Source organism: Dyella monticola, from assembly GCF_003363155.1.
Classification (GTDB): Bacteria; Pseudomonadota; Gammaproteobacteria; order Xanthomonadales; family Rhodanobacteraceae; genus Dyella_B; species Dyella_B monticola.
Genome location: NZ_QRBE01000006.1, coordinates 52,786 through 65,087, shown reverse-complemented (window position 1 = coordinate 65,087; position 12,302 = coordinate 52,786). Strand labels below are relative to the sequence as shown.

The following is a 12,302-nucleotide window of genomic DNA, read 5'->3' as shown; positions in this document are numbered from 1 at the left end:
TGCATTCATTTGTCGACAGCAACCCACTCTTTTATCAGGGGCTCCAATGAAAATAGGGATTTCAAAGATCGCCATTGGCGTGGCCGTGGCGATTGCGTCCACGTCGGCCATGGCAGCAGTGGATGGCCAGTTCTTCGTTAATGGCGAAGCGGCCGGTCAAGATACTGCCTTCAACAATCTGCGAGACAGGGACCCCACCAGCTGGGCCGGCGCGGTGCGTCTGGGCTATCTGTGGACCCACGACTCGATTACCTGGGGCGTGGAAACCGGCTATGTGGATTTGGGTAGTCGCCGGGACCAACTACAGCCTGGTGCCCAGCATAGGTGGTCCTTATGACCCCGTCCGTATAAGCGCCAGAACCAATGGTGAAATCCTGGGCGGCACGTTCAAGGAACATTTTGGCGACTACGGCTGGTTCTTTTCGTCGCGCGCAGGTTGGTTCCATTCGCAGACCAACGAACATTTTCACGATACGCTCGGTGCGCTATCGGGTACGGCAAGTGCCACGGGGAACGGCTTTTATGTGGGCGCAGGCGTGGGTTATGACTTCAACCAACACCTGGGCATAAGCCTGAATTACGACAACTACCAATCGGAAGCCCCCGGCATCTGGAAGGGCCATTTCGGCACCAGCATCTACGGCGGCACTCTCGAATACCGTTTCTGAGTTCTACGCAACGACCACCATGCAACGCGGCCGCCATCGTGCGGCCGCGATTGTTTGCGCCACGTGTGAGGCATTTCTTTGCCGGGGCGAGGCCGAGACCCGGTGAGGCTCCAACGATCAAGACGGTATGTGTCAAGAGTGCGCATCGTTTTCTCTCGTATCGTCGAGGAAACGTACCTCAGGCTCAGGCGATGAGTTCGCGCAATACCTGTTCCAGCGGCACGCTACCGTATGCGCGCTGCTGAGACTCAAACTCGAAATCGATCCAGCCTTCGTTGAATCCGTCGATCATAAACATGCGAGGCTCTGGATACTGCATGCCCTGCGCACGGCACAGCGATTCCCATGTATCGCGAGGCACCGGCTCTGCACGCACCGCATGGCCAAGGGCAGCGGCGAAGCCGGTGGCGATATCGTTCGCGCTGTAGCGGCGCGGCCCTTCCAGCTCGACCACGCGTGTGTCGTCCCACGATTCCTGCAGCATGGTGGCGAGAACCCGGGCGATGTCGGCCGTTGCAACCATCGGGATGGGGTGATCCAGCGGCTGTAGAAAACTGGGCATGACCCCGCCTTTCGCCGACTCGGTGTCCCAACGGGCGTTCTCCATGAACCACGCAGCGCGCAGAAAACCTACTGGCACACCCAGCGTGCGCAATGCGTGCTCCATCATGCGCGAGTTGTTGAGCAGGGAAAGGCGCTCGACGTGGGCTCCCACGGTCGAGAGGAATACCAACTTACCCGGCTTTGCCGCGCGCACCGCTGCGCGGACGTTTTCGATGATCGTCTGAATCTTGGGGAACCCCGGTGCCGGGTCGTAGTCGGGGGGAATCATCAGAAAGACGCCCTCTGTGCCGGCAAAGGCTTTTGCCAAACCCGCGCGATCCTCGATTGAGGCGACCGTCACATCACAACCCCTTGCCAGCCATTCGGTGGCCTTGGCAGCCTCACGCACCACCACCCTTACCGGTTTGTTCGCGCGCAACAGGTTATGCGCTACCTGGCTGCCCACCTGTCCGGTTACACCCATAACGGTAAACATTGTCTAGCTCCAGGCTGCAGCGATCCAGCATTGCACCGGACGGTATCTTGGTCGTCCTGAGGTTATTTCGCGATAACATAGATGTCATAACATTCATGACGAAATGGCATCTTTATGGCTTTCGACGAACGTCTACTGAACGGTATGAGCGTCCTGGCCGCTATTGTGGACAGCGGCAGCTTCGTCGGTGCCGGTGAAGCGCTAAGCATGTCGCAGCCCGGCGTCAGCCGGGCCATTGCGAGACTGGAAGCGCGACTGGGCATCCGCCTGTTCGACCGTACCACCCGCTCCGTCAGCCTGACTGATGAAGGGCAGCGCTTTTATGCGGACGTAATGCCACTGCTAAGTGGTTTGGAAGAAGCTGCCGCTACCGCCGCGCAGGGCCGCACCGCGGTACGCGGCCGTTTGCGCGTGAACGTGGATCCGTTCTTTTCGCGCGTGGCGCTCGGTCCACCTCTGGGCACGTTTCTGAAGAAACACCCTGATTTGCAATTGGAGCTGGTCACCCACGACAAAATGGGTGACATGGTGGCCGAGGGTTTTGACCTGGCCGTCCGCTTTGGCGAACCCAGACCTTCCAGCCTGATCGCCCGCAAATTGCTGGACACACGCATTCTGACCGTGGCTTCCCCTGCTTATCTAAAACGTCACGGGCGCCCGATTACCCCTACGGACTTGAGCAAGGACGACCATGCGTGCATTCAATACCGCGATCCGGAGACGGGCCGCCCCTTCGAATGGGAGTTCCAACGCGGACGCAAGAAACTCTCCGTCCCCACCCGCGGATCGTTAACCGTCAACGACGTCGGCACCATGCACAGCGTTTGCGCCGCCGGCTATGGCATTGCTCAGGTGATGGCCTTCGGCGTGGAGTCGCTACTCGCTAGCGGCAAACTGGTGGAACTGTTTCCGGATTGGCCCGATGAGCGTTTTCCGCTCTATGCACTGTATCCGTCGCGACTGTACGTGCCCGCCAAGACACGGGCCTTTTTGGATTTTGTGGTTTCGTTGCAGTGCTGATTTTTTTAAAGGCGCCGCCGATGTGGTCCGATACTGGCGATGCCTGTGGTATGGAGACCGTAATCAATTAAGCGGTCGCGTAATTTCGTCAATCAGATCCTCGCCATGGGTGCGTACCAGGTGTGCATATCTCAAACCGCCGTGATAATTGAGTTGTACGGTGCTGAATGCATCGTTGTTCTTGACTAAGAACACCATCGCCGTCGCAGTGAGATGTGCGTCTCTAATGGCATCCAAAAGAACATTGCGGTCAAAGTTTTTTCCATTAACGGCAACAATGCTAAGCCCGGGAACCAAGCCCGCTTTCGCGGCAGCGCTATCCCATTGCACATCACGGATAACTCCGTTATCGGATACGGTGATGCCTAGCGAGTTGGAAAGATTGATGCCCGGGTGGATTTTTTCGATGCTCTTTTCAATGACGTTGGGTACATCGTCATAGACAACATTCCAGCCACCAGCCTGGATGCCATGCTCGGGGAGGTCATTGCCCGTGTAATCAAGCCGTTGACGCAGGAAGGTGTTCCAGTCGTAACGCTGAATGCTGTTCAGCGCGCTTATCAGCTCATCGTAGGTGTACGTTTTCGTGACATAGCTGCCGTTGTCCATGCCAAAAAAGAGTTTGGCGAAATCATCCAGGGAGCGTTTTCCGTGTGACAGGCTCCTTATCTTGGTATCTACGTCGAGCCATAGAAGTTGGCCTTCTGGATAAAAATCCGTCGCGCGCCGGTAGTTGATCCACTCACTTGGACTACTGTAGAGAAGCTGGGCGGAGTCGGCCGTATCTTGCAGCGAGCGCCATGTTCGGCCCGTGCGGTTCGCCATGATGGATGCGACGCTAGCAAGCGACTGGCGATACTCCGTCGGGGTCCAAATGCCTGCGCGAGTGGTCAGAACACCACACCAATACTCGGTTAGCCCCTCATAAACCCACAGAAGATCGTCTTGCATGGGTTCCATAAACGTTGGCGTCCAAAGATCTTCGGGACGCCTGAATTTTCCGTTCCAGGAATGCACGAACTCGTGCGGCATCAGGTCTTCGTCCAGTAAATACCCATCCGGGTCCTTGAAGAAATCTGCCGGCAACCGGTTATCGCTGGACTGGTGATGTTCCAGGCCAAAATGGTGGGCCTGATCAGTGAGGGTTGCCAAAAAGTCGTAGTGTTCGTAGTGGTGAGCATCAAAGAGTCTATTTGCTTGCGTAACGACATTGCGCAATCCAGCAATCTCCTTGGGCGTTATAGCCACATCACTTTGCGAATCGCCTACGATATCGAGCATCACAGGCGTACTCGCCCCGGGAGCAAGGTCAATGCGATTGAAGTATTGGCCAGCGATTACGGGAGAGTCGACTAAATTATTGAAACTCACCGATTCAAACGAAACCGTGTTACCTGTCTGACTTGCAACCTTTAGCGCCGTGGCAAATTTCCAGCCCGAAGGAAATGTCACGCTAGGGGCGACGCGGATATCGCGCGCGAAGAATCCCGCGGGATAAAACGCAACGCCATTGAATTCGAGTACGGCCAATGCGCTTGTAGCGGCCATCTCGATACCGGTCGCTGGCGATAAGAATTGAAAGGATAATTTAAGCGTCTCGACGCCGGGCGGCACAGTCAGATGAATCGCATACATCTCCTTGAGGTCGCGACGCCAGGGAATCGACTTACCATTACCCGTGATGACAAGTCCCGCGATGTCTCGGAGGGGCCCGGATGGCGAGTGATCACCCGGTATCCATTTGGGATAATAGAGGTCTATGGGACCGCTACGAACAGGAATGTCTTCGTCGATCTGGAAGATACGCAACGGAGCATGCGTCATATCGACGCTTAACTTGAGCTCGCCTGGATAGGGTTTGTCCAGCGCTTGCGGCAAATCCTGAGCGACGGTGACCTGGTTGGCAGCGAGTGTGCAGACGCACAGAAAGCTGGTCAAACAATGGGGATAAGTCGGACGCATCATTGGTTCCTCGCTTTCCGGCACGCGCACCCTTCATTCAAGGGCAGTAAACGTGCTAGGAATTGCAATCAATCGCCGATATTTGAGCGTCGAGTACGCAATAAAGACAATAGTGCTTTTGCCATGGGTGACTGGATGGGGCGTTGCCAATAGTGGGCATGACTTCCATTTGCACGGATATGGCATTTGGTTATTCCCCCGACGTCGTGTCCCAGTACACATCCAACCATTGATTGAAGGTGTGGGTCTGCGGACATTCGCGCCGCGCCTCTTCAATGTCGAAGTGAAAGCCTTTCTCTTCGAACCAGTGGTACATCACCGTCAATTCCCGTCCCGCGTTCTTCTCGAACTGGCTCCAGGGAACCTGAGCGTACTTCACATCTTGCGCAGTCACACGGCTAAATGCGTCAGCGATCTGCTGCATCGATAGTTCATCGCCCGCCAGTGAAAATGTCCTGTTCTTCCACGTGTCGGGATGCTCAAACGCAAGTGCCGCGAACGCGCCAATATCATCTACGGCCACCATCTGCAAGTGAGTCGTCGGACTTAACGGTTGCTGGAGCTGCCCGTTCCGAATCGACTCGCCGAACAGGTTCTTCTGCCAATTCTCCATAAAGAATACCGGCCGCACGATCGTATACGGCAAGCCGCTCGACCGCAGATGCGCTTCCACTTCGATTTTGCTTTCGAAGTGAGGAATACCGGTCTCTTCGTCAGCTGAGCCGACGGAACTGTAAACGAAATGACTGACGCCCTGCCGCTTCGCCGCATCGATCACCGCCGCGCCTTGCTCGATCTCACGGGCCGTGTAGGGCTGCGCGGAGAACACGCCGTACACGCCGTCCATCGCGCGCATCAGGCTGTCAGAATCATCGAAACTTCCCTGAACTACTGCCTGCCCGTTCCCCATCAGCTGACGTGCTTGGTCGCTCTCGGGATCCCGCACCAGTGCGCGCAATGTGAAGCCTTTCTTCTGCAGGTGCCGGTAGACCGCGCCTCCCTGCCTACCAGTAGCGCCTGTTATTAAAATGGTTCGTCCGCTGTTCTTCGACACGGGAGATGCTCCCCTCTCAAGGATATGATTGCTCTCCCTGCGTCAAGGTCTAACCGTGTCCATTTGGTTTGTGCCGGCGTATTCTCAGCCTGATGGTTTCGTATTGACAAGTACCTACCTTTTGGTAAGTGATGGGAGAAAGCGCAGTGAAAAAAAAGAGGGCTTATAGTTGTGGTCTAGAGGCTTCGCTTGCCATTATCGGCGGCAAGTGGAAGTGCCTCATCCTGTGGGGAATTGGCCAAGATGCCCGACGCTTTGGCGAGTTGAAGCGAGTCGTTGCCGGCATCAGCGAGAAAATGCTGATACAGGAACTTAAGGAAATGGAGCTGGACGGTATCGTGAAGCGGAAGGATTTCCACGAGATTCCACCGCGCGTGGAATATTCCTTAACGCCTTTCGGTACGGAACTTCGAGAAGTACTGCAACCCCTGTGCGAATGGGGAACAAAACATATGAAGCGGATTGGCAACTTACCCACGCAAAAGGATGTCGCCTAGATAATCCTGAACAGAGGGTATCAACTGTCCAGGACGCGGGGTTGGCTTAGGCAGTAACTTCAACTGGCTTTAGAAGGATCGGCCGGTGCTACGCGAAGGTTTTAGATCAGCCCGGTTTCCATGGGCCGCCCAAGGCCTTTATCAGAAGAATGTCGGAATCCAGACGCCGTTGTGACAACTGGCTGAGATACTGCGTCTGTTCGAGATTGGTGCTTTGCGCAGAAACGACCTCAAGGTAGTCGATGGCACCGGCCTGATAGCGATTCATGGCAAGACGAAGTGCTTCGGTCGATGCGTCGACCGCGCGTCGCTGCACGAGTGCCTCGTTGCGCAATACGTTGAGCGATGCCAGGTTGTCTTCCACTTCCTGGAAGGCGCTGAGCACGGTCTGCCGATAGACAGCAGTCGCCGCATCCTGTTTGGCTTCGGCGGCCTTCAAGGCCTGCTTGCGGCGTCCCCCGTCGAACAGTGTGCCGACAAGCGCCGGACCGATGCTCCAGAAATGACTCGGAAGACTTGCCCATTGCGCCAGGGTAGACGACTCCACGCCGCCCGAAGCCGAAAGCATCAAGTCGGGAAAGAAGGCTGAAGTGGCCTCCCCGACGTCGGCATTTGCGGCGGCAACGCGGCGTTCGGCGGCGGCGATATCTGGGCGCCTTTCCAATAAGTCGGATGGAACGCCGGTGGGGATGGATGGCAACGTCATGGTCTCTTCCCTCGGCGGCATGCTGAAACTTGAGGCAGGTACACCAATCAACATGGCGATGGCGTCTTCGTAACGTGCCCGGCTCGCGCCGAGGTCAATCAACTGCGCTTGAGTGGCTTGAACCTGGCTTTCCGCCTCGGCCACGTCAGAAGCAGGCGCGATGCCCGCATCGAAGCGGTGTTTGACGATATCGCGCGCCTGCGCATAAACGGTCACGCTGCGGTTGAGCAAATCTGCTTCGATGTCCAGTTCGCGCAGATCGATGTAATCCATCGCCAGCTGCGCATGCATGCTCAGCGTGACGGACTCGAGATCGGCCTGACTCGCCTGCGCGCGTGCATGGGCTGCATCTACTTCGTGTCCGATGCGGTCGAAAAGATCGGGTTCCCATTCGACATCTGCCCCAGCCGCGTAATCGGAAACCGTCTTGCCGGCGAGCGATCGGCCAACGACGTTTTTCGATGTGTGATTGCGATTGACGGCCACGCCGGCGCTGATGGTCGGCATATAAGCCGCACGCGCTTCACCGACCAGTGCTTGCGCCTGTTGCAGATTCGCCACGGCCTGCTTGATGGTCTGGTTGGAAACGGTGACACGCGATTCCAGTGCGTCGAGTGGTGCGTCGTGGAAAACCGTCCACCATGCGCCTCGATCGAGGCTGTCTTGCGGTACGGCTGACTTCCAGCCGGGTGGCGGCGTGGTGGCGCCGATGCCCTTGTAGTGATCCGGGACCGCAACACTCGGCCGTACATACGCCGGTCCAGGTGTGCAGCCTGTCAATGTAGCGACTGTCAACGCAGCGATCATTGCAACGAGTTTGGTGATTTTTTCATTCATGGCGTTCTCCGGCAATCAGGTCGATGCAACCGCTGTCGGCGACACACGCACGGACTGGCCCCCGCTAATCGCATCGCCAGGATTGACAATCACGCGTTCGTAGCCGCGCAGCCCGCTTCGAATCTCTACACGCGTACCGAAATCGCGACCCAGGACAACCGGTATCAGCTGAACTTTGCCCTGATCGTTCACCACCGCCACCTCCACACCTGTCGGTCGGAACAGCAAGGCGTTCGCGGGCAGGCTGAGTCCGGGTCGTGAATTGGTCAGACCCAAATGCACTTGCGCAAAGGCGCCCGGAAGAATCGCGTCGTTCTTGTTGTCGACGTCGACCTCTACACGCAGCGTGCGACTGACGGGATCGATGGCGCCCGATGTGCGCGCCACGACACCGCTGAATAGACGTCCCGGATATTGCGGCAGGCTCAATTGGGCGGTCGTTCCAGCGACAACCTCGGGCGCCTGATCTTGCGGAACATCGACGAAAACACGCAAGCGATCGATCTCGGCCAGGTCGAACAACGCAGCAGGCGCGCCGCCGTTGCTGCCCGCGTCGATAAGCGAGCCTGTATCGATATTGCGACGCGTAATCGTGCCGGCAAACGGCGCATAAACCTTCTCGTAGGACTGCATCTGTTCCAGACGTGCCACGTTTGCATTCGCCGCGGCCAGCGCGGCCTGCTTCGCCTGCATGGCGCTGAGGTTTTCCTGTGCGGACTGGCGCGAAACGGAGTTAGTGGCAAGCAGCTGCTGCCACCGATCCGACGTGATTTTTGCAATGCGGTAATCGGCGAGCTCCGTATCCGCGTCTGCCCTCGCTTGCTGCAGTTGCGCATCGACTTCAGGCGCGTCGATAGTGGCCAGTAGCTGACCGGCTTGCACTTGGGTGCCTATATCGGTGTACCAGTGACTCAGGTAACCGTTCGTTCTCGCGTAGATGCGTGTAGCCTGGAAAGCCTGCACGTCACCGGGCAGATCGATCGTCCGCCTCTCGGGTGCAGCAGTGGGACGGACTACGGCCACAGTGGGTTCGCTCAGCGACTGCGTCTGGCGATTCACCGCCATGTGCGCGATGAGTCGTGGCGCTGCGCCGATACCCAGTGCGAGTACCACGACGGCACCGGGTATGAGCCGAAGCATCAGCGTCGATCTGGACGAACGTGATTTGGGTTGCGTAGCCATGACCGTATTCCCCGTCAGGATTTTGATTCAGTGTCGAGTGACAGATTTGCCGGCGCGATGGCAGCACGACGGCGTTGCAAGCAGCCTTGGGCGGCGGCAAACAAGGTCGGCACGAAGATCAACGTGGAGAGGGTGCCGAACATCAAGCCGCCGATAACGGCGCGGCCCAATGGCGCGTTCTGCTCGCCGCCATCGCCCAGTCCAATTGCCATCGGCAACATGCCGATCAACATCGCCAGCGCCGTCATCAACACAGGCCGGAAGCGGCTGCGGCCCGCGTCAAAGGCCGCATCGAGCGCGGTTGCGCCGGAGGCAAGGCGCTCGCGCGCGAAGCTCACCACCAGAATGCTGTTGGCCGTGGCAATGCCGATGCACATGATCGAGCCGGTCAGGGCCGGCACGCTCACCGTTGTGCCGGTCACAAACAACATCCAGACAATGCCGGCGAGTGCGCCAGGCAGCGCGCAGATGATCACCAGCGGATCGATCCACGATTGGAAGTTCACCACCATCAGCGCATAGACCAGCCCGACGGCGAAAAGAAGTCCAAGCAGCAATCCATGGAACGACGACTGCATGGTCTGAACTTCGCCGCGAATCTCTATACTCGATCCACCGCCAAGGCCGGCGCGCGCTTGATCGACCAGCCGCGAAATATCGCCAGCCACTGCGCCGAGGTCACGCCCCTGCACGCCGGCGAAAATATCGATCACCGGCTGCACGTTGTAATGGGAGACCACCGCATCCTGGTTAGTGCGCTGAAACGTGCTCAGCGATCCGAGAATCGGCACCGTCTGGCCCGATGGAGGCGCCGTGCCGCTGCCAAGGGTCGCATTCAAAGGGATATTGCCCAGCGCCTGCAGCGAGTCGATGGTGTACTGCGGGGACTCCGTCATCAGTGGGTAACTGACGCCATTCTTGGGATTCAGCCAGAAATTGGGCGTCGTTTGCGAACTTCCAGAAAGCGCTATCAAGAGGTTCTGCGCAATCGTTCGTTGCTGGAAACCGGCCTCGATCGCCTTCGTTCGATCAACCTTTACGTTGATGGCAGGCGCATCATCCGGCTGCTGGATGCGGGGGTCGACCAGACCTGGCACTTTGCGGAATGCCTGCAACAGTTTCTCCGCCGTGGCGCGATTGGCTGTCTCATTGTTGCCGACGATCTGTACATCGATCGGGGAGGGCAGGCCGAAATCGAGAATCTGGCTGATGATGTCCGCTGGCAGGAACGAGAAGCTGGTGCCGGGAAAATCCTGATTGAGCTTTTCGCGCAACAACGAAACGTATTGCTGCGTCGGCTTGTGGCCGGGCTTGAGCGTAATAAGGATATCGGCGTCCGCAGAGCCGACCGGGGACGATGAATCGTAGGTGAGATTGATGCCGCTTACCGGCAGGCCGATATTGTCCAGGATGCCGGACAGTTGCGATGGCGGAATAAGCTCACGGATCCTCTGCTCGGCCAGATCGACCAATCGCGCCGTCTGCTCAATCCGCGTTCCTGTTTTCACACGCATGTGCAAACGGATCTCGCCGGTATCGGAGGTCGGAAAGAAATCGCGCCCGAGCACCGGCAGCAGCAGCATCGAACCGAGACAGATCGCGGCAAATGTCACGGCAACCTTGCCGGGGTGCGCGAGCGCGTGATGCAACAGTGCGTGATAGTGCTCGCCAAGCGCTTTGAATCCGCGCTCGAAGCGCCGCTGAAAGCGCGCCAGCGCATGCGTGCTCTGCTTTGCGCCAGCGGTTCCCTTGCACTCGTGGCGCAGCAGATACATCGCCAGGGTCGGAACCAGCGTGCGCGAGAAGAAATACGACGCTAGCATAGCGAACACCACCGCATCCGCCAGCGGCACGAACAAATAGCGCGCAACGCCCGGCAGCAGAAACATGGGCAAGAAGACAATGCAGATCGACAGCGTCGAAACCAGTGTCGGTAGCGCAATCTCCGCGGATGCGTCGACGATGGCGGTCATCAGCGGTTTGCTGCGCTCCAGATGATGGCTGATGTTCTCGATTGCCACGGTCGCGTCATCGACCAGAATGCCTACTGCCAGCGCCAGACCACCCAGCGTCATGATGTTGATCGTCTCGCCAAGACACGAAAGTACGATCAATGACGTCAGAATCGACAGCGGAATGGTCGCCGCGATGATAAGCGTGGAACGCCAGCTACCGAGAAACAGCAGAATCATCACCGCAGTGAGACCGGCTGCGATCACGCCCTCGCGCACCACGCCACTTACCGCCGCGCTGACAAAAATCGACTGATCCGAAACCGGCTTTATGACCAGTGCCTTCGGCAAACCCGACGCGATTTTCGGCAGTAGCGCCTTGACGTTGGCGATGATGTCGAGCGTCGACGCATCCCCGGTCTTCTCCACTTGCAAAAGGGCTGAACGTACGCCGTCTACGCGCACGATATTCGTCTGCGGCGCATAGCCATCGCGCACCGTCGCCACGTCGCGCAGATAAATCACGCCACCTTGCGTCGCTTTGATCGGCAGATTGTTGAGTGCGGCTATCGAATTGGTGCTGCCATTCAGATTGACGTTGTATTCCAGTGCGCCGATCTTCGCGGTGCCACCCGGAAGAATCAGGCTCTGCGCGTTGACAGCGTTGACGACGTCGAGCGGAGACAGCCCCTTGGCTTGCATCGCCTGCGAATCGATATCGACCATCACCTGACGCACCTTACCGCCGAACGGCAACGGCACCGCTGCGCCCTGCACGGTAGCCAGCTGCGTGCGGATGAAGTTATTGCCAAGATCGTAAAGCTGTTGTTCCGACAGCGTCTTGCTGGACAGCGCCAGTTGCAGGATCGGTACGGTGGATGCGTTGTAGGAAATGATCAGCGGCGGCAACGTCCCCGGCGGTAATACGCGCAGCAGCGATTGCGAATTGGCAGAAGCCTCAGCAATGGCGCGATTGATATCGGCGCCGGCGTGAAAGTAAACCTTGACGACAGCGACGCCGTTAACCGTCTGCGACTCGATGTGCTCAATATTATCGACGTCAGACGTCAACGCCCGTTCGTAGGGCGTGGTGATGCGATTGGCCATGTCGGTCGCGGAAAAACCGTTGTACGACCAGACAATGCTGAGTACCGGAATATTGATATTCGGAAAGATATCCGTCGGCGTACGCCGGATCATCAGCGGCCCGATGATCGCGATAAGCAGCGCCAGCACGACGAAGGTGTAAGGCCGTTTCAGCGCAAGTTGGACGATCCACATACTGCTTTCCCCGTCACGTTGGCTCGGGCTGCAGACTAGGTCGGCGGCGTTTGCCTGGCCCTGACGGAAAGCTGACAAATTTGTAATCGCGCCGCTTGGGGCCC

Annotated in this window: 10 protein-coding genes; 4 read left to right on the top strand and 6 right to left on the bottom strand. The window is 57.8% G+C overall.

Annotated elements, in window-relative coordinates:
- Window positions 1–46 precede the first annotated feature (46 nt).
- Window positions 47–337 (top strand): hypothetical protein, encoded by a 291-nt coding sequence (locus tag DWU98_RS21965; protein WP_115495679.1) that lies wholly within the window; start codon window positions 47–49, stop codon window positions 335–337.
- Window positions 273–668 carry a hypothetical protein gene (locus DWU98_RS11325; RefSeq protein ID WP_147293302.1) on the top strand — a complete coding sequence of 132 codons (396 nt, stop codon included), beginning with the start codon at window positions 273–275 and terminating at the stop codon, window positions 666–668. The genes DWU98_RS21965 and DWU98_RS11325 overlap by 65 nt, the downstream gene beginning before the upstream one ends.
- Window positions 669–852: 184 nt before the next feature.
- On the opposite strand, the gene DWU98_RS11320 is transcribed toward DWU98_RS11325, so the two are convergent.
- Window positions 853–1,707, bottom strand: a complete 855-nt coding sequence (locus tag DWU98_RS11320; RefSeq protein WP_115495677.1) for an NmrA family NAD(P)-binding protein — start codon at window positions 1,705–1,707, stop codon at window positions 853–855.
- Window positions 1,708–1,821: 114 nt separating this feature from the next.
- Between DWU98_RS11320 and DWU98_RS11315 the strand changes: the two genes are divergently transcribed.
- The gene (locus tag DWU98_RS11315; RefSeq protein ID WP_115495676.1) at window positions 1,822–2,727 is read left to right on the top strand and encodes a LysR family transcriptional regulator; all 906 of its coding nucleotides are present in this window, start codon (window positions 1,822–1,824) and stop codon (window positions 2,725–2,727) included.
- A gap of 63 nt (window positions 2,728–2,790) precedes the next feature.
- Here the strand turns inward: DWU98_RS11315 and DWU98_RS11310 are convergent, their stop codons facing one another.
- Both DWU98_RS11310 and DWU98_RS11305 read right to left on the bottom strand, forming a co-directional pair.
- Complete coding sequence (locus tag DWU98_RS11310; protein ID WP_115495849.1) at window positions 2,791–4,689, bottom strand: M61 family metallopeptidase; 1,899 nt, start codon at window positions 4,687–4,689, stop codon at window positions 2,791–2,793.
- A 190-nt stretch (window positions 4,690–4,879) separates the two neighbouring features.
- Complete coding sequence (locus tag DWU98_RS11305; RefSeq protein WP_115495675.1) at window positions 4,880–5,743, bottom strand: NmrA/HSCARG family protein; 864 nt, start codon at window positions 5,741–5,743, stop codon at window positions 4,880–4,882.
- Window positions 5,744–5,889: 146 nt separating this feature from the next.
- Between DWU98_RS11305 and DWU98_RS11300 the strand changes: the two genes are divergently transcribed.
- Window positions 5,890–6,240, top strand: a complete 351-nt coding sequence (locus DWU98_RS11300) for a winged helix-turn-helix transcriptional regulator (protein WP_230474812.1) — start codon at window positions 5,890–5,892, stop codon at window positions 6,238–6,240.
- A 106-nt stretch (window positions 6,241–6,346) separates the two neighbouring features.
- Here the strand turns inward: DWU98_RS11300 and DWU98_RS11295 are convergent, their stop codons facing one another.
- The 3 genes from DWU98_RS11295 to DWU98_RS11285 are packed head-to-tail and all read right to left on the bottom strand — an operon-like array spanning window position 6,347 to window position 12,198.
- The gene (locus tag DWU98_RS11295; protein ID WP_230474811.1) at window positions 6,347–7,783 is read right to left on the bottom strand and encodes an efflux transporter outer membrane subunit; all 1,437 of its coding nucleotides are present in this window, start codon (window positions 7,781–7,783) and stop codon (window positions 6,347–6,349) included.
- 15 nt (window positions 7,784–7,798) lie between these two features.
- Window positions 7,799–8,965 (bottom strand): efflux RND transporter periplasmic adaptor subunit, encoded by a 1,167-nt coding sequence (locus tag DWU98_RS11290; RefSeq protein ID WP_115495672.1) that lies wholly within the window; start codon window positions 8,963–8,965, stop codon window positions 7,799–7,801.
- A 14-nt stretch (window positions 8,966–8,979) separates the two neighbouring features.
- Window positions 8,980–12,198, bottom strand: a complete 3,219-nt coding sequence (locus tag DWU98_RS11285) for an efflux RND transporter permease subunit (RefSeq protein WP_115495671.1) — start codon at window positions 12,196–12,198, stop codon at window positions 8,980–8,982.
- Window positions 12,199–12,302 lie beyond the last annotated feature (104 nt).